17 protein-coding genes and 3 tRNA genes are annotated in these 20,265 nt (G+C 72.4%); 4 read left to right on the forward strand and 16 right to left on the reverse strand.

Features of this window, described 5'->3' with window-relative positions:
• Window positions 1–102: 102 nt before the first annotated feature.
• Entirely contained in the window at window positions 103–492 is a 390-nt protein-coding gene (gene rplL / locus HNR25_RS08270; protein ID WP_184634097.1) for a 50S ribosomal protein L7/L12, read from the reverse strand.
• A gap of 89 nt (window positions 493–581) precedes the next feature.
• Window positions 582–1,115, reverse strand: a complete 534-nt coding sequence (gene rplJ, locus HNR25_RS08275) for a 50S ribosomal protein L10 (RefSeq protein WP_184634098.1) — start codon at window positions 1,113–1,115, stop codon at window positions 582–584.
• Window positions 1,116–1,583: 468 nt separating this feature from the next.
• Here rplJ and HNR25_RS08280 point away from each other — a divergent pair, with 468 nt between their 5' ends.
• Window positions 1,584–2,438, forward strand: coding sequence for a hypothetical protein (locus tag HNR25_RS08280; protein ID WP_184634099.1), 855 nt, complete (start codon window positions 1,584–1,586; stop codon window positions 2,436–2,438).
• 81 nt (window positions 2,439–2,519) lie between these two features.
• Here HNR25_RS08280 and rplA read toward each other — a convergent pair whose 3' ends face one another.
• From rplA to HNR25_RS08305, 5 genes are all read right to left on the reverse strand, one after another.
• The gene (rplA, locus tag HNR25_RS08285; protein WP_184634100.1) at window positions 2,520–3,221 is read right to left on the reverse strand and encodes a 50S ribosomal protein L1; all 702 of its coding nucleotides are present in this window, start codon (window positions 3,219–3,221) and stop codon (window positions 2,520–2,522) included.
• An 85-nt stretch (window positions 3,222–3,306) separates the two neighbouring features.
• On the reverse strand, window positions 3,307–3,735 hold the full coding sequence (gene rplK / locus HNR25_RS08290) for a 50S ribosomal protein L11 (RefSeq protein WP_184634101.1): 429 nt from the start codon (window positions 3,733–3,735) through the stop codon (window positions 3,307–3,309).
• Between the two features lie 254 nt (window positions 3,736–3,989).
• On the reverse strand, window positions 3,990–4,829 hold the full coding sequence (nusG, locus tag HNR25_RS08295; RefSeq protein WP_184634102.1) for a transcription termination/antitermination protein NusG: 840 nt from the start codon (window positions 4,827–4,829) through the stop codon (window positions 3,990–3,992).
• 137 nt (window positions 4,830–4,966) lie between these two features.
• On the reverse strand, window positions 4,967–5,257 hold the full coding sequence (gene secE, locus HNR25_RS08300; RefSeq protein ID WP_184634103.1) for a preprotein translocase subunit SecE: 291 nt from the start codon (window positions 5,255–5,257) through the stop codon (window positions 4,967–4,969).
• Between the two features lie 115 nt (window positions 5,258–5,372).
• Window positions 5,373–5,445, reverse strand: a tRNA-Trp gene (locus HNR25_RS08305).
• Window positions 5,446–5,685: 240 nt separating this feature from the next.
• Between HNR25_RS08305 and HNR25_RS08310 the strand changes: the two genes are divergently transcribed.
• Both HNR25_RS08310 and HNR25_RS08315 read left to right on the forward strand, forming a co-directional pair.
• Complete coding sequence (locus tag HNR25_RS08310; RefSeq protein WP_184634104.1) at window positions 5,686–6,894, forward strand: pyridoxal phosphate-dependent aminotransferase; 1,209 nt, start codon at window positions 5,686–5,688, stop codon at window positions 6,892–6,894.
• A gap of 92 nt (window positions 6,895–6,986) precedes the next feature.
• Entirely contained in the window at window positions 6,987–8,015 is a 1,029-nt protein-coding gene (locus HNR25_RS08315) for an adenosine deaminase (RefSeq protein WP_184634105.1), read from the forward strand.
• A 63-nt stretch (window positions 8,016–8,078) separates the two neighbouring features.
• Here the strand turns inward: HNR25_RS08315 and HNR25_RS08320 are convergent, their stop codons facing one another.
• A complete protein-coding gene (locus HNR25_RS08320; RefSeq protein ID WP_184634106.1) occupies window positions 8,079–8,669 on the reverse strand; it encodes a TMEM165/GDT1 family protein in 591 nt (196 codons plus the stop codon).
• Between the two features lie 447 nt (window positions 8,670–9,116).
• Between HNR25_RS08320 and HNR25_RS08325 the strand changes: the two genes are divergently transcribed.
• Window positions 9,117–9,794: an HAD family hydrolase gene (locus HNR25_RS08325; RefSeq protein ID WP_184634107.1), complete on the forward strand. Its 678-nt coding sequence runs from the start codon at window positions 9,117–9,119 to the stop codon at window positions 9,792–9,794.
• 19 nt (window positions 9,795–9,813) lie between these two features.
• Here HNR25_RS08325 and HNR25_RS08330 read toward each other — a convergent pair whose 3' ends face one another.
• The 8 genes from HNR25_RS08330 to HNR25_RS08365 form a co-directional block, all read right to left on the reverse strand.
• Window positions 9,814–10,869: a UDP-N-acetylmuramate dehydrogenase gene (locus HNR25_RS08330; protein WP_184638990.1), complete on the reverse strand. Its 1,056-nt coding sequence runs from the start codon at window positions 10,867–10,869 to the stop codon at window positions 9,814–9,816.
• A 164-nt stretch (window positions 10,870–11,033) separates the two neighbouring features.
• Window positions 11,034–11,462, reverse strand: a complete 429-nt coding sequence (locus HNR25_RS08335) for a MaoC/PaaZ C-terminal domain-containing protein (protein ID WP_184634108.1) — start codon at window positions 11,460–11,462, stop codon at window positions 11,034–11,036.
• Window positions 11,459–11,959, reverse strand: coding sequence for a MaoC family dehydratase N-terminal domain-containing protein (locus HNR25_RS08340; RefSeq protein WP_184634109.1), 501 nt, complete (start codon window positions 11,957–11,959; stop codon window positions 11,459–11,461). The genes HNR25_RS08335 and HNR25_RS08340 overlap by 4 nt, the downstream gene beginning before the upstream one ends.
• Window positions 11,960–12,148: 189 nt before the next feature.
• A complete protein-coding gene (gene rpmG, locus HNR25_RS08345) occupies window positions 12,149–12,313 on the reverse strand; it encodes a 50S ribosomal protein L33 (protein ID WP_184634110.1) in 165 nt (54 codons plus the stop codon).
• A gap of 84 nt (window positions 12,314–12,397) precedes the next feature.
• Window positions 12,398–12,470: transfer RNA gene (locus HNR25_RS08350), tRNA-Met, on the reverse strand.
• Window positions 12,471–12,585: 115 nt separating this feature from the next.
• A tRNA-Thr gene (locus HNR25_RS08355) sits at window positions 12,586–12,661 on the reverse strand.
• A gap of 148 nt (window positions 12,662–12,809) precedes the next feature.
• Window positions 12,810–15,113, reverse strand: coding sequence for an AAA family ATPase (locus HNR25_RS08360; RefSeq protein ID WP_184634111.1), 2,304 nt, complete (start codon window positions 15,111–15,113; stop codon window positions 12,810–12,812).
• A 246-nt stretch (window positions 15,114–15,359) separates the two neighbouring features.
• Window positions 15,360–20,141, reverse strand: a complete 4,782-nt coding sequence (locus HNR25_RS08365) for a TIGR02680 family protein (protein WP_184634112.1) — start codon at window positions 20,139–20,141, stop codon at window positions 15,360–15,362.
• Window positions 20,142–20,265 lie beyond the last annotated feature (124 nt).

The raw sequence follows: 20,265 nt of genomic DNA on the forward strand, positions 1-20,265 counted from the left end.
CGCCGGAGCCGGAACATGCGAAGGGCGGCCGCCCCGCGGGACGACCGCCCTTGCGCACAGGCCCGCCGGCCGCGCAGACGGCGCGGCGGGGCCCGCCCGGTACTACTTGAGCGTGACGGTGGCGCCGGCGCCTTCCAGGGCCTCCTTGGCCTTGTCGGCGTTGTCCTTGCTGGCGCCCTCCAGCAGCGGCTTCGGGGCGTTGTCGACCAGGTCCTTGGCCTCCTTGAGCCCCAGGTCCGCGATCCCGCGGACCTCCTTGATGACCTGGATCTTCTTGTCGCCGGCGGACTCGAGGACGACGTCGAACTCCGTCTGCTCCTCGACCTCCTCCTCGGCGGCACCGCCGCCGGCCGGGGCGGCCATGACGGCGGCGGCCGGGGCGGCGGCCTCGACGTCGAACTTCTCCTCGAACTGCTTGACGAACTCCGACAGCTCCAGGAGGGTCATCTCCTCGAAGGCGCCAAGGAGCTCTTCGTTGCTGAGCTTCGCCATGATGCGGTCTGCCTTTCTCTACCAACACGCGCGCCGTGCGGCGCCGTGCCGAGCCTGACGCCGGCGCGGCCACGCCGACGGGATCGTCGCTAGCCCTCGGTGCCCTCGTCGGAGCGCTTGTCGTGCAGCGCCTGGGCGAGCCGCACGGCCTTGAGGGGAAGCGCCTGGAACAGCCGGGCGGCCTGGCCCTGCTTGGCCTTGAGCGCACCGGCCATCTTCGCGAGCAGAACCTCGCGGGACTCCAGATCGGCCAGCTGGGTGATCTGCTCGGGCGTCATGACCTTTCCGTCGATGACACCGCCCTTGATCACCAGCGGCGAGCTTCCCTTCGCGAAATCACGCAGGCCCTTGGCGGCCTCGACGACGTCCCCGCGGACGAAGGCGATGGCCGACGGGCCCTCAAGCAGGTCCTGGACCTGATCGTCAAGACCGGCCTCGGTGGCCGCGATCTTGGTCAGCGTGTTCTTCACGATGCGGAAGCGCGCGTTCTGGCCGAGGTTGTGGCGCAGTTGACTCACCTGCGACACGCTGAGCCCCCGGTATTCGGTCAGCACAGCGCCCTGCGAGCTCTCGAATTCATCCTTGAGCTCGGCGACCGCGGCTGCCTTGTCCGGCCTCGCCATGGGACTCCTTCCAACTGTGAACGCCGGTCCGAAGCAAAGGCCCTGGCGGTGGGGCAGGCGGGAGGCACATAAAAAAAGCCCCGGGCGCAGGGGCACGGGGCGCGACACGGCATGGCCGTCGCTCATTCGTACACCTGCGCGGGCCGCCCATTCGCATGGGACCTTAGGCCACCCTCGGGGTGGCGACCGGCGGTCTTCGGCATCTACGAGTCTAACCGACGCGCGGGGATGGTCTGCGCGTCGCCGGCGGGCGACGGGGCTCGGCAGCACCGTCCGTCCGCAGAGGCGGACTGCGGCGACCGGCAAGTGTCGGAACGGTAGCGATACCGTCACTGCCGCCCGCACAACGCCCGGTTCTTGATGGCATGTCGCATATATGGGGCAGACTCGCTCCGTGGGAGCACCCCCTCATCGACGGTGCTCCGCCATCCGTCCGAATCCCCCGAACGAAGAAAGCGAACCGTTCGCGTGCAGATCCCCCGAACACCCGTGGCTTCCGCCGCCCTCGCAGCCGTCCTCGTGCCGTTGGCCGCCTGCGGCGGAACCGGCGACGCCCCCGAAGAGAGCGAGAGCACGGCGACCGCCGAACCCTCCCCGACGGAGAAGAGCGGGATCGCCGCCCTCGTCGAAGCCGTGGACGAGAGCACCGCCGAAGACGCCGACTACACGATCGAAGCCACGGCGACCGGCGTCGGCGAGGGTTCCGAGATCCCCGCCACGACCAACACCTACGAAGTGCAGGGTCCTCAGGAGCCCGACCGCGTCACCGCGGTCGTGCCGGGGCTGGGCGAGGTCATCCTGCAATCGCTGCAGGCGACCGGCCAGGATCCCGGGCTCACCGCGGAGGAGCTGAGCAGCGTCACCATGATCGTGGAGCCCGACGGCGGCGATCCGATCATCTCCAACAGCCACGGCGGATTCCCGGGCCGGACCGAGTGGGTCCGCGGGCTCGACGGCGTCGACAAGCCCGCGGCACCGCCCCTGACGCCCGGCGAGCTGGCGCCGCTGCTGGACGAGCTCGCCGACGAAGAGCTGATCGCCGACGAAGGCGCACAGGAGCTCGACGGGACCCCGGCCACCCTGGTCGAGGGCGAGGCCGAGCAGTCCGCGGTCGAGGACCTCGGCGACGCCCGCGACACCGTCGAGGCCATCCTGGGCGGCCAGACCGCGGGCACCCTCGCCTTCGCCGCCTGGGTCGGCGAGGACGGGCTGCCGCTGCGCGTGGAAGCCTCCGACGACGAGATCGAGGTGGAGCTGGCGTTCTCCGCTATCGGTTCCACGTCGTTCGAAGCACCCGCGCCGGAAGAGATCCACGACCTCTGACCGTCCGCGCGAACGAAGCGAACGGCCCGGCTCCTCGCGAGGAGCCGGGCCGTTCGTCGCGCTGCCGTCACACGGCCGCCGTCAGGCGGCGGCGGGCCGGGTGATGTTGGGGTCGACCGGGATGCCCGGACCCATGGTCGTCGTCAGGGTCGACTTCCGCAGGTACCGGCCCTTGGCCGCGGAGGGCTTGAGCCGGATGACCTCGTCGAGAGCGGCCCCGTAGTTCTCCACCAGCTGGCTCTCGTCGAAGGAGAGCTTGCCGACGATGAAGTGCAGGTTGCCGTGCCGGTCGACGCGGAACTCGATCTTGCCGCCCTTGATCTCGGAGACGGCCTTGGTGACGTCGGTCGTGACGGTCCCGGTCTTGGGGTTGGGCATCATGCCGCGGGGACCGAGCACGCGGCCCAGGCGGCCGACCTTGCCCATCAGGTCGGGCGTCGCCACGACGGAGTCGAAGTCCAGGAAGCCCTTCTGGATCGCCTCGACCAGGTCGTCGTCGCCGACGTAGTCGGCGCCGGCCTGGCGGGCCTGCTCGGCACGGTCACCGGTGGCGAAGACCAGGACCCGGGCGGTCTTGCCGGTGCCGTGCGGCAGGTTCACCGTGCCGCGGACCATCTGGTCGGCCTTGCGCGGGTCGACGCCCAGGCGCAGCGCGATCTCGACGGTCGGGTCGAACTTGACGACGCTGGTCTGCTTGGCCAGCTTCACCGCGTCCAGCGGCGCATAGAGCTTGTTGCGGTCGACCAGCTGACTGGCCTTGGCGTGGTTCTTGCTGCGCTTCACTTCTGCTCCAAAACGAGAGGTGTGGTCAGGGCCAGCGCGGGCCCTTCCACGATCGGTCCGCCGGCTGTCGGTCCGACCCGGGCGGTTACTTGATGCGGATGCCCATGGACCGCGCGGTGCCGGTCACGATCTTGGTCGCCAGGTCCAGGTCCTCGGTGTTGAGGTCGGGCAGCTTGGTCTGCGCGATCTCGCGGAGCTGGTCCTCGGTCACCGAGCCGGCCGTCTTGCGGCTCGGGTCGTTGCTGCCCTTGTCGAGGCCCGCGGCCTTGAGGATCAGCTTCGGCGCCGGCGGCGTCTTGGTGACGAAGCTGAACGAGCGGTCCTCGTAGACGGTGATCTCTACGGGGATGATGCTTCCGCGCTGGGCTTCTGTAGCAGCGTTGTACTGCTTGCAGAACTCCATGATGTTGACGCCGTGCGGACCGAGCGCGGTACCGACGGGCGGCGCCGGAGTCGCCTGGCCGGCGGGAAGCTGGACCTTAACCAGCGCTGCGATCTTCTTCTTCGGAGGCATATCGGGTCCTTTGCCTGATCTGCTGTGTGTCGTGGATCCCGAGCGGCCGGCGCCCTGCCGGGCCGCAGCGGAAGCTTCGCGTCCGCGGTGGAGGCCACGCCTGCGCCGGATCCCCGCTCAGGCGTGGGCGCCCCCGCGCAGCGGCGCAAAGGGGCGCGACGGGTCCGCCCGGCGAAGGGCGAACCCGTCAAGTCTACGCGCCGACGGGCGGTGTCGGCGCCGACTGCTCGGCAGAGGGCTCCCGGAGGGGCTCTCTAGATCTTGGAGACCTGGTTGAAACCGAGCTCGACCGGCGTCTCACGGCCGAAGATCGACACCAGAACCTTGAGCTTCTGGGTATCGGCGTTGATCTCGCTCACGGTGGCGGGCAGGGTCGCGAACGGCCCCTCCATCACCGTGACGGACTCTCCGACCTCGTAAGCGACGTCGGCGCGCGGCTCGGCCTTCTCCTTCTGCGGCTGCTCGGGCTGCTCCTCGGGAGCGGGCGCGAGGAGGTCGGAGACCTCCTGCATGCTCAGCGGAGCCGGCTTGTTCGACAGCCCGACGAACCCGGTGACACCGGGGGTGTTGCGGATGGCGGCCCAGGACTCGTCGGTCAGTTCCATGCGCACGAGCACGTAGCCGGGCAGCACCTTCTCGGTGACCTGCTGCCGCTTTCCGCTCTTGACCTCGGTGACCTCCTGAGTGGGCACCTCGACCTGGAAGATGTACTCCTCCATGTTGAGCGACTGGGTGCGGCTCTCGACGTTGGTCTTGACCCGGTTCTCGTAGCCCGCGTACGTATGCACCACGTACCAGTCGCCGGGGAGGATCAGCAGTTCCCGCTTGAACTCCTCGGCGGGGTCGGTCGGCGGGGCCGCGGCCTGCTCCTGCTCATCGGCTTCGCCGGTCTCGTCGGGGCCGCCGGCCGCGCCGCCGTCGCCCTCGGCCGCTCCGTCCTCGGACTCCTCGGCGCCGCCCTCGTCGGGCTCGGCTCCGAGCGCGGCCTCGTCGGCGGCCTCCGTGTACTCGGCGCGCTGACCGGCCTCTTCCTCCGACGACTGGTCCCGATCCTCATTGGGGAGGTCGCCGGGGCTCAGTGGGGACTCGGACACGGCAGCTCTTTCTCTCGTCGGTTGCGCGCTGGACGGCGCACTTGGGTAGCGCCGCCGCCGGTTACCGCCAGCTTACGGGCCGACCGGACACGTCGCGGCCATTACGGGAACTCGCCCGCGCGCCGCCACTGACCGGGCTACTGACCGGGGGCCGCCCCGCCAGCGCCTGCGCCGGCACCGCTGGAGTCGGGGACGAACTGGCTGTACAGCCACGTGACCGCCTCGCCGAACCCGAAGTCGAGCAGGGATACGTAACCGACCATGATGAGCACGAACACGATGACGACGATCGTATAGGTGATGAGCTCACGCCGCGTAGGCCAACGGACCTTGCGGAGTTCGCCGACGACCTGCTTGGTGAAGGTCACCGGACCGGTACGACGCTGGGGCTCCTTGTCCGGCTTGGCGTCCGCGTCAGTCTGTGTCACCTGAGGTCCTTAGGAGTCGACGGTTCGGCTGGACTGTTCCGGCGGAACTGCCTCGATCGAGGACGCCTGCCGCGCGGGTGCGAAGCTGCGCCGTGTCTCGCCCAAGTGTCCTTTGCAGGGCAGGAGGGACTCGAACCCCCAACCGCCGGTTTTGGAGACCGGTGCTCTTCCAATTGAGCCACTGCCCTTCAGCGGATACCGCGGTACCCACCCTAGCCTCCGATCCGGGGTGATCGCGCACCGAAGTACGGCCTTCGGCGCCCGGCTGTCCGGACCGTCGGTTGCACGAGTGTATGCCCAATCGCGGTACGGCACCAACCCGAATCCCCGCTCGGTCCTCCCGCGGCAGCGCACCGGCCCTGCAGCAGCCGTCGAGCGTTCCTGGCGGAGACGGAGAACGAGTGGCCCGCGCGTGCAAGCATGGTGATATGACTGACCGACCTCGCATCTCCGCACGTATCGGCGGCATCTCCGAGTCAGCGACTCTGGCCGTGGACGCCAAGGCAAAGGCCATGAAGGCCGAGGGGCGCCCCGTCATCGGTTTCGGCGCCGGCGAGCCCGACTTCCCGACCCCCGACTACATCGTCGAAGCCGCGGCGCGCGCCTGCCGCGATCCGCGGTTCCACCGCTACACCCCGGCCGGCGGGCTTCCCGAGCTCAAGGAGGCCATCGCCGAGAAGACGCTGCGTGATTCCGGCTACTCCGTGGGCCCCTCCCAGGTGCTGGTCGCCAACGGCGGCAAGCAGGCCATCTACGAGGCGTTCGCCACACTCCTGGACCCCGGCGACGAAGTCCTGGTCGTAGCGCCGTACTGGACGACCTACCCGGAGTCGGTCAAGCTGGCCGGCGGCGTGCCCCGCTACGTCGTCACCGACGAGTCGACCGGCTACCTCGCCTCGGTCGAAGACCTGGAGGCCGCCCGTACCGAGCGCACCAAGGTTCTGGTGTTCGTCTCGCCGTCCAACCCCACCGGCGCCGTCTACCCGCCCGAGCAGGTCCGGGCCGTGGGGCAGTGGGCCGCCGAGCGCGGACTGTGGGTACTGACCGACGAGATCTACGAGCACCTGGTCTACGGCGGGGCGCGCTTCACCTCCCTGCCGGTCGAGGTGCCCGAGATGGCCGATCGCACCGTGGTCGTCAACGGCGTCGCCAAGACCTACGCGATGACGGGCTGGCGCGTGGGCTGGATCGTGGGGCCCGAGGACGTCGTCAAGGCGGCGGGCAACCTGCAGTCGCACGCCACCTCCAACGTCGCCAACGTCTCCCAGGCCGCCGCCCTGGCCGCGGTATCGGGCGACCTGTCGGCCGTGGCCGACATGCGCGCCGCGTTCGACCGGCGCCGGCAGACGATCGTGCGCATGCTCAACGAGATCCCCGGCGTGCTGTGCCCCGAGCCCGAGGGCGCCTTCTACGCCTACCCCTCGGTCAAGGGGCTGCTGGGCCGCGACATCGGCGGCAAGCGGCCGCAGACCTCCAGCGAACTGGCCGAGGTCATTCTGGAGCAGGCCGAGGTCGCGGTGGTTCCGGGTGAGGCCTTCGGCACACCCGGATACCTGCGGCTGTCCTACGCGCTGGGCGACTCCGACCTCGCCGAGGGCGTCGGGCGCATCCAGAAGCTGATCGGCGGGGCCGCATAGCCGCGGCCGGGCGCGGGCTCCGCAGCGGCGGCGCCGGGGGGGACGTCCCCAGACCCCGGCGCCGCCGCCCGCATCTGAGGCACCCTTGGGTCATGGAACGTCCCATCTCCCGCCTTCCCAAAGCCCACCTGCACCAGCACTTCACCGGGTCGATGCGGCACTCGACCCTGGTCGAGCTCGCACACCGCTACGAGGTCCACCTGCCCGAGTCGCTGGCGAGGGACTGGCCGCCCCGGCTCCGCGCGACCGACGAACGCGGCTGGTTCCGCTTCCAGCGGCTCTACGACATCGCGCGGTCGGTACTGGCCACCCCGGAAGCCATGTACCGGCTGCTGCTGGAATCCGCCGAGGAGGAGAGCGCCGCCGGGTCGGGGTGGCTGGAGATCCAGGTCGACCCCAGCGGGTACGCCTCCCGGTTCGACGGGCTGACCTCCACTCTGGAGCTGATCCTGGACGCCGCGCGCGCCGCCGAGCGCGAGACCGGGGTGGGCATCGGGATCATGGTCGCGGCCAACCGCACCAAGCACCCGCTCGACGCCAAGGCCCTCGCCCGGCTCGCCGCCCAGTACGCGGGCCGGGGTGTGGTCTCCTTCGGCCTGAACAACGACGAGCGGCGGGGACGGGCTCTGGACTTCGAGGGGGCGTTCCGCATCGCCCGCCGCGCGGGTCTGCTCTCGGCACCCCACGGCGGCGAGCTGCTGGGGGCGCGCAGTGTGCGGGAGTGCCTGGACGAGCTCGCCGCGGACCGGCTCGGCCACGGCGTAGGCGCCACCGAGGACCCCTATCTGCTGGAGCGGATCGCCACCCAGGCGGTGACCCTGGAACTGTGCCCCAGCTCCAATGTGGCGCTGGGCGTCTACGACGAGGCCGGCCACGTCCCGCTGCGCCGGCTCTTCGACGCCGGGGCGCCGATCGCCTTGGGAGCCGACGATCCGCTGCTGTTCGGCCCGCGGCTGGCGGAGCAGTACCGCCTCGCGCGGGAGGTGTTCGGGTTCGCCGATCCGGAGCTGGCCGAGCTGGCGCGGATGTCGATCCGCGGATCGGCGGCGCCCGAAGCGCTGAAGAAGGAGCTGCTGGCCGGAGTCGACACATGGCTGGCGACACCGCCTCAGGACCTCTGACGCCACGGGAGCGGCGGTCCGCGGCGCCTGGGGAGGCCCGGCGGCTCCGGGGGCCGGGCGGGGCTAGCCGGCGACGGCGCGGACGCCCTCGAACACCATGGCACCGCCCGCGAGGAAGAACAGCAGCGCGGCGCCGATCTGGACAGCCCGTTCGGGAAGCTTCTTGCCGAGGACGACGGCCAGCCCGATCGCCAGCGCGTCGGCGGCGACCATCCCGGCCGTGGATCCGATCCACACGGGCAGCCAGTGGTAGTTGGTGCCCACGGTGATGGTGGCCAGCATGGTCTTGTCTCCGAGTTCCGCGGTGAAGAACACCGCGGCGACCGTGACGAGTCCGGAGCGGATCCGCCGCGAGGCCGCGCGCTCCTCGTCCTTGTCGCTCATCTCGTCGCCCATCAGTGTCCACACGCCGAAGCCGACGAAGGCGATTCCGGCGGCGAGGGTGATCCAGTCCGTTGGCAGCGCCAGCCCCAGCACCTCGGCGATGAGCACGCTCAGGGCGTGCACGAGCAGGGTCGCGGCGGTGATTCCCAGAAGGACCGTCGCGGCGCGGTAGCGGCTCGCCAGGGACATGGCCACCAACTGGGTCTTGTCACCCATTTCCGCGACGAACACCACAAACGTGCCGACCGCGATCGCGGGCAGGAATTCCATGCGTCCTCCGTGGTCCGTGCGGGGCGAAAGCGGGACCGGCGCCCCGCCCCGGCGATGCACTGCCGGGACGAAGGTCTCGCCCGCCTGTTCCAAGCACAGGCCCCACGGCCGGGCGGATCGCGGCGGACGCTCGCGTCCGCTCGGATCGGCCGGTATGTCGACCGCGCGAATCGAGGACTACTCCCCTTCGACGTTTTCCACGATAGCAGCGGAACGCTATTCCGCAATTCTTGGACCGACCGGCCGAAAACACAAAGAATGGCGAATAAAAAAGTTTGGTGCGGCCAAGAAAAAAGGTGTCCGCCGCTGCTCGGGGACGGTCCGGGCGGGATGGCCGCGCCGGGGGCCGCGGGGATCGCCGCGGACCCCGCCGCTACGATGCCCGCATGTGCGACGCATCGGCTGATTCCCCACCGCCGGCCCCGGGCAACCGACACCGACCGCCGCATGCCCGGTGACCGGGCGAGCGCGTTCGACGCGGTACTGGTGGATTGGCGCGGCACCCTGGCCCTGCCCCTGGCTCCGGAGCGCTGGGTCACCGCCGCTCTGGGAGGACTCGGCCGTCCGGCTTCTCCCGTCGACGCCGCGCCGGTTCTGGAGCGCCTGGAGGCGGTGGACGCGGACGCGCGCCTCGGCACGGCGGGGATGGACGCGGACCCGGCGCTGCACCGGCGCATCTTCATGGAGGTCCTGGCCGACGCGGGCCTCGACTCCGCACTGGCCGAGGCGCTGTACCGGGTGGAGTCCGATCCCGGAAACGACGGCTTCGCCGACGACGTTCCCGCGTTCCTCGCCCGGACCCGAGCGGCCGGTATCCGGATCGTGCTCGTCAGCGACATCCACGTCGACGTACGTCCCCGGTTCCACGCCGCCGGTCTGAGCCCCTATGTCGACGCCTATGCGCTCTCCTGCGAGCACGGCGCGGAGAAACCCGATCCCCGCCTGTTCGAGGCCGCCCTGCACATGGCCGGTTCCCGTCCTGACGAGGCGGTGATGGTCGGCGACCGGCACACCCACGACGGCGGTGCCGCAGCGCTGGGCGTCACCACGCTCATCCTGCCTCCCCTGCGCGCCGCGACCGACCGCCGGCTGCACCTCGCCGAGGCGCTCCTCTACGGCCGGTAGCCCGGCCGGGGCGGTCCGCCTACAGCTCCACGCCCACCAGAACCGGCTCGTTGGCCAACGTGATGCCGAACGCCTTGGCCACGCCGGCGCGGACCTCGCGGGCCAGCGCCAGCAGGTCCTCGGTGGCCGCTTCTCCGGGGTTGGTCAGGGCCAGGGTGTGCTTGGTGGAGATGCGCGCCGGCGCTCCGTAGCCGCGGTTGAAGCCGGCGTTGTCGATGAGCCAGGCCGCGGAGAGTTTGGCCCGGCCCTCGGCGTCGACGTGGGCCGGCGGCTGCACGCCGGGCCCGAGGTAGTCGGCCGCGCGGCGGGTGAACTCCGTGTACTCGGACGGGTCCAGGACCGGGTTGGTGAAGAACGATCCGGCGCTGAACGTGTCGGGGTCGTCGGGGTCGAGCACCATGCCCTTGCCGCGGCGCAGCTCCAGCACGGTCTCGCGGGCCCGGTCGAGCGGCACCCGGGCGCCGGCCTCGACTCCCAGGACGCGGGCGACCTCGGCGTAGCGGACGGGCCGGCTCAGCTGCGAACGCTCCAGCTCGAACACGACCTCGCAGACGACGTAGCGGTCGCCGCCTTTGAAGACGCTGTCGCGGTAGGCGAACCCGCAGTCGGCGTTGCCCATGGTGGCCCGCTCGCCGGTGCGGCGGTCGTAGACCAGGACCTCGACGATGCTCTGGCCGACCTCCTGGCCGTAGGCGCCCACGTTCTGGATGGGGGTGGAGCCGACGCGTCCGGGAATCCCGGAGAGGAACTCGATACCGCTGAACCCTTCGGCGACGGCGCGTGCGACCAGGGGGTCCCACGGCACCCCGGCTCCGGCACGGAGCCGGACGCGCCCGTCGTCGGTGTCGCTGCAGGAGATCGCGCGGGATTCGGCGTGCACGACCGTGCCTGCGAACCCCGTGTCGGCGACGACCAGGTTGCTCCCGCCGCCCAGGACCAGCAGCGCGTCGCCCGCCGCGTCGGTCTCGGCCACCGCGGCGATCAGCTCGTCGGTGCCGGTCGCGACGCGGAACCGCGACGCGGGTCCGCCCAGGCCGAGGGTGGTGTAGTCGGCCAGCGGCACGTCGGCGGCGATCTCCGGGCCGCGGGGTTCGAGCGGAGCGCGGCCGGACTCTCCGCCCGGCCGGGGCGCTGCTTCGGCGGCCGGGTCGGAGCCGGGCTCGGAACGGGACACGGGAAACCCCTGCTTCGCGATGTGCCGGTCCCCTGCGCCGCCGGCGGCGCAGGGGACCGCTGGACTCAGGCCAGGCGGACGACGGCGGTGGAGCGCGCCAGCACCTTGGCGCCGCCGGAGCGGGCGGTCACGGCGATACGCACCCGGTTGCCGTCGAGCTTCTCCTTGACGACACCGCTGACGGTGACTTCGGCGCCCTTGTCGTCGTCGGGCACCACGACCGGAGCCGAGAAGCGGACCTTGTACTCCACGAGGGCGCCGGGGTCGCCCGCCCACTCGGTGAGCAGGCGCCCGGCCTGGGCCATGGTGAACATGCCGTGGGCGATGACGTCGGGCAGACCGACCGCCTTGGCGGTGCGCTCGTTCCAGTGGATGGGGTTGAAGTCGCCCGAGGCGCCGGCGTAGCGGACGAGGTCGATGCGGCGCACCGGGAACACCCGTTCGGGGATCTCGGTGCCGACGTCGACGTCGCTGTAGCGGACGGTGGCGGTCATGCGCTGCTCCCCTGCCCCTTCGCCTCCTGCGCGTCCTGCTCCCGGGCTCCCTCCGCGGCGCCGCGCACGACGAGCATGTTCCGCGCGGTGAGCACGTACTCGCCTTCGACGGTGCGCATCTCGCTCTCCAGCGTCAGCAGCTCGTTGCCGCCCAGAGCCGAGATGTCGGTGATACGGGTGACCGTCTCGACGACGTCGCCGGCCTGGAGCGGGCGGGCGTACTCGAAGCTCTGGTCGCCGTGGACCACGCGGGAGAAGTCCAGCCGCAGCTCGGGGTCGACGACCGCCTGCGACATGCCTTCCATGCCCATGATGACGGGGAAGGTCGGGGGTGCGACGACGTCGCCGTAGCCGGCGGCGCGCGCGCTGTCGGAGTCGAAGCAGACCGGGTCGGGATCCCCGATCGCCTCGGCGAACTCGCGGATTTTGCCCCGGGTCACCTCGTAGGGCTGCGGGGACCGGTACTCCCGGCCCAGGTGCTCGCGGTTGATCCCCATCGGCTCCCTCTCACTGTCGTCGGGCGCCCCGCGGACGGGCGCGGTTCCGGGCCGGCGTGAGGGGCGGTGTTCAGGCGACGCACTAATGGCCCAGCGAGCGGGTGCGCTCGCTGGGCTCCTGCGCGCGTGCCTCGATAGGGCCGCCGCCACTCGCCGGGCCGTGCCGAAGCGCCCGGTGGGCGCGGCCGACTAGCGGGTTTCGCGGTGCTCGCGGTGCTGCCGGCAGTTCGGGCAGAACTTCTTCAGCGAGAGACGGTCGGGGTTGTTCCGACGGTTCTTGCGCGTGATGTAGTTACGGTGCTTGCACTCCTGGCAGGCCAGGGTGAGCTTCGGCCTGACGTCAGTGACAGCCACGTCGGAGTGCCTTTCTCGCTGGTAACAGTGGACACAACTTCAGAACCCGCGCAGCGCCCTGCGCAGCAGGGACGGCGAGGGCAGTAGCGGAGGCCGGACTCGAACCGACGACACAACGATTATGAGCCGTTTGCTCTGCCAACTGAGCTACTCCGCCGTAGACCGGGATACACCGGGCATCTGTCAAGAATACCCGACCCGGACAAACCGGGGAACACCTGTTCCACCGGTTCGCATTCCCACTTGAGCGGTCCGCAACCTCAATCAAGCGGTGGAGCCCCCTTACGGATTCGAACCGTAGACCTTCTCCTTACCATGGAGACGCTCTGCCGTCTGAGCTAAGGGGGCACGCCCTGAGCGGTTCTCCCCGTCCGGGGGTTCCCGCCGTTCGCGCTGATGACGACTATACAGCCATCCGGGGGTGCTCTGCCAAATCGGCGGCCTCGGGGGCGCACGGGCGGTGCGCCCCCGGGGCCGCCGCGCTCTCCGCGATCCGCTATCGCCCCAGGTCGAAGAAGGGGCCCGGCTGCGGCCCGCCCTGATCGGGATCCGGTCCGGGGCGAGCGGCCGGGGCGCCCAACAGGTCGCCGCCGTACCCGGGATCCTGCCGCCCCGCCGAGCCCTCTGCGCCCGCGCCGCCGTCCGCGCCCCGCCCCGCGGGCGGAGCCGCCCCGTCAGGGTCCGGTGCCGCGCCGGCGCGGCCCGATTCCGCCACCCAGACGTTGGAGGTCGCGTCGCGCTGGATGCGCCGGATGTCGGCAGGCAGGCCGAGCCGGTACAGGGCGTCGGACAGCCGCGTGTCGTGGGTGAACACGATCAGCTGGCGGTGGCGGCCCACCTCGGCCAGGACCGCCGCCAGCCCTTCGACGGTCTCGGTGTCCATCGCCTGCACCGGATCGTCCAGCAGCAGAAAGCCGAACGGGTTGTCGGGGACCATGGTCCGCGGCAAGCAGATCGACAGCGCCAGCGCCTGGAACTCGCCCTGGCTGAGCAGGCCGGGCGCGTTTCCGTCGTTCTCCGAGCCGTCCACGGCGACGTCGACCGCGACGCGCCGCCGCGCGCCCCGTCCCACCAGGCGCATCGCCTCCAGGTCGATGCGGCGCTCCTGGCGCAACCGGTGCCAGACCTGCTCGGCGTGCGAGGCCAGCGGACGCAACCGCTCGGCGCGGATCTCCCGGGCGATCCCGGCGAGCCATTCCAACGCGCGCTCGGCCGGGCCAAGGGTTTCCCCCGCGGCGGTCGCCTCCCGGGCATCGCGCACCCACGCGCCCAGCTGCTCGGCGAGCTCGCTCCAGCCGTCGGTGGGATCGTCCAGCTTCTCCCCGGCCTCCTTGCGCGCCGCTATCGCCGTCGAGCGCAGCCGGCGGCCCACCGTCTCGATGTGCTCGGCGAGCGCGGCGAGATCGGTGATCTCGGCACCGGCCTCCCACTCGGCCCATACCCGGCCCAGCTCGCTGTCGGGCGGCAGCCACGAGGGCATCGGCGCCATGAGGAAGCGGGCCTGGTCGCGGGCGTTGTCGGCGCGCTCGTAGGCCGCCGCCGCGTTGGCCGCGACCGGTTCCAGCGCCCTGATCTCGGCGCGGGCGCGCTGCTCCCATTCGGAGCCGAACTCGCCCGCGGTCCCGCAGGTGGGGCAGTCGGTCTCGGCGGGGTGGCGTTCACGGTGCCGCAGAGCGCTCCTGAGCAGCTCCGCGACGCCCCGGGCGCGGTCCCCCTTGGTGCCGGCCGCCATCGCGAGTTCCATCGCCGCACCGCGCAACTCGTTGACGACGTCGTTGAGCACGGTGCGTTCGGGCACCGACAGGCGGCGCAGGCGGCGCAGGACCCGGTGCTGCCGGAGGTCGGCCGGACCGTCGTCGGCGGCGACGGACGCCAGGCGGTCCAGGTCGGGGTTCTCCGACTCCAGCAGATCCGCGGCCTGGGCGGCGCGCCGGTCGTCGGCGGCCCGCAGCCTGCGCACGAGGTGGCCGTGCTCGTGGCCGGGACGGTCCCGCTGCTTGGTGAGGCGGTCGCAGGCCTTGGCCAGGCGGCGCTCGGCCTCGGTCAGATCGGTCAGTCCCAGCAGCGCCGTCAGGGTGTCGTAGAGCTCGGCGGCGCGGCCGGTGACGGCTCGGCCCAGTTCGTCGTAGGACAGGAACGGCCGGTACCGGGCCAGTTCGGGGTCCCAGCCCAGACTGCGCAGCGGCGCCGTGGTGCCGTCGGGTGAGACGACCTCGCCGCGTGCCGAGCGCACACTCTCTCCGGTCCACGCGCGGGTCACGCGGGTGGGACCGGTTTCGGCGGCGAGCTGGAGCTCGACGGTGATCTCGGTGCCTTCGTCGAAGTGCAGGTTGCGCCAGCCGTCGCGCCAATCGGCGGGCATCGCGTCCCAGCGCAGGTTCCGGCCGGTCAGAGCGGCCTCGGCGGCTTCGGCGAAACTGGACTTGCCCGAGCCGTTGCGGCCCACGATCACCGTCAGTCCCGGTCCCGCCGCGAACTCCAGCGAACTCGGCGTGCCGATGCCGCGGAACCCCTGCACCTCGATGCGGCGCAGGAAGCTGCGCCGGGAATGCGCCGGGGCACCCGCCTCAGGGGCGTCCGCGGGTTCGGGCGGCGGTTCGGGAACCTCCTCGCCCCGTCCGCACGCCGCCACCGCATCGTCGCCCTGCAGGGCCGCCAGCACCCATCGGCGCGCGGCGGGGTCCAGGCCGGATTCGGCCAGGCGGTCCAGGAGCGAACGCGCGGCCACCGCGCTGCTGTCGTACCGGCGCGGTGCAGCGCCGGTGGAGGTCGCAGGACCCGTCGTCACTGTCCTCACCACACCCGCTCATTTGTAGGCCTCGCACAGCAGACTAGGACAGGTCGGGTCAAAGCAGTAGCGCGCCCCGTGATCGCGGGAAGCCGCGACGCGGGCCCCGCCCCGGCGTGTCCCTGCGCACACGGCCGCGAGGTTCTCCGGAACAGCCCGGGACCGCAGCCGCGGCGGAGCCCGCTTCCGGCTCGCGAGCGTGGTGCGCCGCCGACCCCGACCGGGCCGGCCCGGTCGGACCCCTCGGCCGCCGGCCGCTCACACCCCCACGAGTCTGCGCCTGCTGCCGTCCCAGGTGAAATGCAGAGTGGCGATGCCGGGGACCGCCGGGTCGCGCAGGCACTCGTAGATATGCAGGCTCGGCACGCTCTCGAAGCAGCCCCATACGCGCTCGGACGTGAGCACGAAGTCGAGGTCGAGCTCGACGAGCAGCCCGAGCAGGCGGCCGTGGGTGGGCTCGTCGACCTTGGCGAAGGCGTCGTCGAGCAGGATCAGCCGCGGCGCCTGCGGCGCCTGTGCCGCCAGCGAGCCGAACTGCGCGGCAGCGGCGGCGAACAGCACCAGGTAGGCCACCACCCGCTGCTCGCCCTGGCTCAGGGCGGTGCGGTGGCTGAGGCGCCGCTCGCGGCCGGGGTTGGTGGCGTCGGTCACATAGACCGTGAAGGCGAACCAGGAGCGGTAGTCCAGAGCCGCGCGCAGCTGGGCTCCCCCCGTGGCCGTGGGGTCCAGGCGGCGGATGGCCTCGATGCAGCGGCGCAGCGCGTCGCGCAGCCGCGTCGTCTCGACCCGGGTGCGCTGTTCGGGCGGCTTGGCCAGCAGCGGCACGACCGCCCGGATGTCCTCGTCGGCGTCGGGGGCGAGCTGCCAGTCCAGACGCACGCCCAGACCCTGGGACGTGGTGGTGTCGCCGAGGACGTCGTTCATCGTGGAGATGAGCGCGCGCGCCTCTTCGATCTGCCCGCGCAGATGGCCCGCGAGCTCGCCGAGCAGATGGCGTTCGAACGCTTCCTCCTCGCGCTGCAGCGCGTCCTCCTCGGCGGCGCCCGCGGCCGTGTCGAGGTGCTCGGCGTAGGCGGTGATGTCGTGGCTGCCGTCGTCGCCGTGCACGGTGAGCCGCTTGATCCCGGCGGGCTCGGTCAGCTCGGTCCAGGCGCCCACCGCCTCACTGGCGGCGAGCATCCCGTGCAGGTCCTCGCGGCGGCGCAGGATGCCGCTGTCGTCGAGTTCGTCGGCGGAGGACTCGCCCAGGCCCGGTTCCAGCGCCGACAGCAGCTCTTCGAGCGCGGTGACGCGCCCGGCGAGGGCCTCGTGGTCGGCATCGGCCTCCTGCCCGGACCCGGCTGCGTCCGCAGCCGCCTGGGCCCCGAGGTGGGCGGCGAGCTCCTCGATCCCGGCCGCGGCCAGCAGCGCGGTGTCGGCGCCGCCCTCATCGCCGGCGAGCATCGCCCGCAGCACGCCGCCGGAGTCGAGCGCGCGGCGCGCCTGTGCGGCGCGTTCGAGCACGGCGGTATCCAGCCGGGTCTCGGCTGCCACGCGGTCGTCGCGTGCACGCTGGGCCCTGCGCTCGACCTCGGGCAGCTGCCCGGCGGCGTCGTCCATCCGCTCGCGGACCTGGCCCACGGCCACGGAGATCTGGTCGGGGGCGGCCGTGCGCGCCCGGTCGGTGAGCTCGATTTCGCGCCGCACGGTGATCATGTCGGTGATGGCCGCCGTTCGGGCGTCCTCGGCGAGGACCCGCCCGGAGCGGGCGTCCTCCCAGGCCGCAGTATGGCCGCGGTAGTCCTCCAGCAGGACGGCGAGGTCCTCCAGGTCGCGATGGGCGGCGGCAAGCTCGGTGCGCAGCCGCTCCAGCGCCGTCCGCGCGCCGGCGAGCTCGCCGGCGCCCGTTGGGAGCCCGTAGCGGGCAGCGGGCTCGGACAGCTCCGCGCGCACGCTCAAGGTGGCCTCGCGTGCCGTGTCGAAGGCGTCGCGGGCGGCGTTGTGGGCGCGTTGGGTCCGGGCGAGCCACGACCGCGCGCTGTCCAGGCTCGACCAGGCGGCGAGCACACCGGAGGGGTCGGGCAGGGACCGGTCGGTCTCGACGAGTGCGGCGTGGGTGCGCTCGATGTCGCCGCGGCGCTCTTCGGCCTCGGCCAGCAGGGCTTCGGCGATCGCGATGCGGCGGTCGACATTGGCGAGCTGGCGGTCGCTGGTCTCGGCGCGGGCCTCTTTGCCGATGTACTCGGCGCTGGCCTTGCTGTGGGCGCCGGAGGCCGCCCCCAGCCGCCAGCGGCCCTCGACCGAGACGGCGCTCGACACCGGCGGCGGACTGTCGCGGCGATGGCGGGGCTCGGGCTCCTCCTCGCCGGGCGGCGGGAGCAGGCCGATGGAGTCCAGCAGCGCCGATACCGCACCGCTGGTGATGCCGCCGGGCACCGGATCGGCGGGTTCGAGGACGTCGCGCAGGCTGCGGCCCTTGACCGGGCGGCCCGGCGCCAGTAGCAGGTCGCGGGTGGTGCCGTCGGTCAGCGAACCGTCCGCCGCGATCCAGCCCGAGAGCACGCCGCAGGCCTCCAAGGCGGCCTCCAGGCCGGAGCGTTCGTCGTGGGTGAGGTCGGAGGCGAAGTCGACGGCGAGGTAGAAGGGGGCGCCCGCCGCCTCGTCGCGCCCGGCGGTGGCCCATGCGGGCCGCTCGGGCGCGATGTGGCCGGATGCGGCGCCGCGGCGCTCGGAGAGCTCGTCGAGCTCGGTGGACAGCTCCCGCTCCTCCCCTACGGCGGTGTCGCGGCGGGTGCGCAGCTCCCGCAGGAGGGGGTCGACGGTGCCGTGGGCGTGGCGGGCGACCCGTTCGGGCACGTCGGCGTCGAGGACGCGGAGGCTGCCCTCCAGCGGCAGCTCGACCAGCGACTCCAGTTCGGCCAGCTGCGTGCCCAGTTCCGCGTCGGGCGCCGTCTCGCGCAGTCGGGTGCACCAGGCGCGGACCCGGTCGGTGTAGTCGGCGCTGGCCGAGCGGACGGACTCGATGGCGGTCTGCTCGCGTTCGCGGGCGCGCTCCAGCACCGCTTCGGCGGACTCGGTTTCGCCGGCGAGGGCGGCCTCGCGCTGCTCGGCGGCCGTGCGCCGCTCGGCGCGTTCGACGAGGTCGGCGACGACGGCCTCGCGCTCGGCCGCGGCGGTGTCGGCGGCGGTGAACAGGTCGTGCAACTCGGCCAGGCGCGAGCGCAGGTCGGCCACGTCGATACCGGAGACGGGTTCGCGCTCGACGGACTGCTCCAGCCCCTCCAGGTTGACGCGGGTGGCGCTCTCCCGGGGGGCGAGCGTGGTGGGCACGGGGTGGGGGATCCGGCCCAGATCGGCGGGGTCGACGCCGGCGGCGCGGGCGGTGGTGCACAGCCGCTCGTGGAGGCTCCCCAGCCCGTCCAGGGCGCGCTCGATGGCGGCGATGTCGGCGCCGATGCGCTGTTGGGCCTGCTCTTCGTTGGTGTTGGCATAGCCGGCGGCACCCGACGCCGCTTCGGCGGCGCGGATGTAGGCCGAGACGGCCGCGTCACGGGCCTGCTGTTCGAAGTCGGACGCGTTCTCGGGGGCGTCGCCGCTGCGGGAGAGGGTCGCGGTGTCGGACGCGGCGGTCTCGCGGGTGCGGCGCAGCCGGTCGCGTTCCTCCTGGACGGCGCCTTCGGCGGTGACCAGTTCGTCGAGCTCGCCGGTGAGCCGCTCGACTTCGGCGTCGCGGCGGCGGTAGGCGTCGACCTGCTCACGCACGGACTCGGCCTGGATGCGCAGGGTCCGCTGCAGATATCCGCGGTAGTCGGCGAGGAAACCCGACACCTGCTCGCGGGCCGAACGCAGCGCCTGCAGCCGCGCGCGGGCCCGCTCCAGGTCGGTGATGTTGCGCGCCATCTCGTCGAGGATGGTCTCGTCCATGGGCGGCAGCGCCTCGGCGAGCACGGAGACGAGCTCGCCGGCCTCCAGGCGCTCGCCGATGGTGGGGCGGCGCAGCCGGTACAGCAGGTGGATGAGGTTGCGGTAGCGCACCGGATCGTCGATGCCGAACAGTTCCCGCATGACGCGCGCCCGGTAGTTCACCGGGGTGTCGTAGCAGTTGTCCGGTCCGACGTCGGCGCGCAGCCGGTCGACGGGCATGGGGCGGCCGTCGTCGACCACCCGCAGGTCGGTTCCGATTTCGCGGTCGGTGATGAAGAACACGCTGCGTGCCTCGGCGCCGGGCGAGGCGGTGACCGCGGCGCCGAGGGTGATGCGGCGGGCGGTGCCGCCGTGGGCCACGGGCCGGGCGCCGTGCTCGTCGGGGGTGCCGGGGGTGCCGGGGGTGTCCTGCGGGGTGGCGGCGGGGCGGGTGAATTCCACCCACAGGTAGCCGAGGGTCGCCGCGGGGGCGCCGTCGCCGCCGGAGTCCGGTCCGGAGGCGGCGTCTCCGGCGGCGTCCTCGCCCGCAGCGGCGCGGCCTTCCGAGGTGTCGGCCCCGGCCGCTTCGCCGGAGCGGCGCCGGGATCCGGGCGCCGCATCGTCGCCGCGGCCCTCCAGCAGCAGCCAGCGCAAGCTGGTGCGGCTGCTGCCGGTGGTGTCGAGCCGGCGTGCGTCGCCGTCGAGCAGGAACGGCAGCAGCATCTCCAGCGCCTTGGATTTGCCGGCGCCGTTGCGTCCGCGCAGCAGAAGGCGGCCGTCGGCGAAGTCGAAGACGTGGTCGTCGTAGTGCCAGACGTTGTGGATGCCGGCGCGGTTGAGCCGGTAGCGGCCGCCGTCCGGTTCGCCGCCGTCGTAGGGGGTGCCGGCCGCGGGTTCGTCGCGGGCGGGTTCGCCCGCAGCGCCCTCCGCGGCGGAGGGGGTGCCGGCCGCGGGCGTGTCGCCGGCACCGAGCGGGTCGGGGCCGGACGCGCCGCTCGCGGCCGCGTGCCCGCGGCCGTCGGGCGTGCGTGCGGTGTCCCCGGCCGCGGCTGCGTCGGCCGCTGGGGAGTTCTGGGCGCCGATGGCGCCGCCCGGCGCCTCGGTGCCGCCGCCGTGCGGCGACGGCTCCGTTCGCCCGTGGGCGTTGGCGACGGTCATCGCCCGTCCTCCGCTCTGTACCGTCTCGCGCCGCGCCGCCGGAGAGTCCTCCGGCGGACGGCGATCCTGCCATTGTTCCGGATACCGCGGACGCCCGGCGCAGGGTCCCCGGCTCGGGGGCGAC

This window comes from Streptomonospora salina (assembly GCF_014204715.1).
In the GTDB taxonomy this organism is placed as follows: Bacteria; Actinomycetota; Actinomycetes; order Streptosporangiales; family Streptosporangiaceae; genus Streptomonospora; species Streptomonospora salina.

What these genes read in the sequence shown, in the direction of transcription:
- rplL (WP_184634097.1), bottom strand. Translation starts at nt 492, where the DNA reads ATGGCGAAGCTCAGCAACGAAGAGCTCCTTGGCGCCTTCGAGGAGATG.
- rplJ (WP_184634098.1), bottom strand. Translation starts at nt 1,115, where the DNA reads ATGGCGAGGCCGGACAAGGCAGCCGCGGTCGCCGAGCTCAAGGATGAA.
- rplK (WP_184634101.1), bottom strand. Translation starts at nt 3,735, where the DNA reads ATGCCTCCGAAGAAGAAGATCGCAGCGCTGGTTAAGGTCCAGCTTCCC.
- HNR25_RS08310 (WP_184634104.1), top strand. Translation starts at nt 5,686, where the DNA reads ATGACTGACCGACCTCGCATCTCCGCACGTATCGGCGGCATCTCCGAG.
- HNR25_RS08315 (WP_184634105.1), top strand. Translation starts at nt 6,987, where the DNA reads ATGGAACGTCCCATCTCCCGCCTTCCCAAAGCCCACCTGCACCAGCAC.
- HNR25_RS08320 (WP_184634106.1), bottom strand. Translation starts at nt 8,669, where the DNA reads ATGGAATTCCTGCCCGCGATCGCGGTCGGCACGTTTGTGGTGTTCGTC.
- HNR25_RS08325 (WP_184634107.1), top strand. Translation starts at nt 9,117, where the DNA reads ATGCCCGGTGACCGGGCGAGCGCGTTCGACGCGGTACTGGTGGATTGG.
- HNR25_RS08335 (WP_184634108.1), bottom strand. Translation starts at nt 11,462, where the DNA reads ATGACCGCCACCGTCCGCTACAGCGACGTCGACGTCGGCACCGAGATC.
- HNR25_RS08340 (WP_184634109.1), bottom strand. Translation starts at nt 11,959, where the DNA reads ATGGGGATCAACCGCGAGCACCTGGGCCGGGAGTACCGGTCCCCGCAG.
- HNR25_RS08365 (WP_184634112.1), bottom strand. Translation starts at nt 20,141, where the DNA reads ATGACCGTCGCCAACGCCCACGGGCGAACGGAGCCGTCGCCGCACGGC.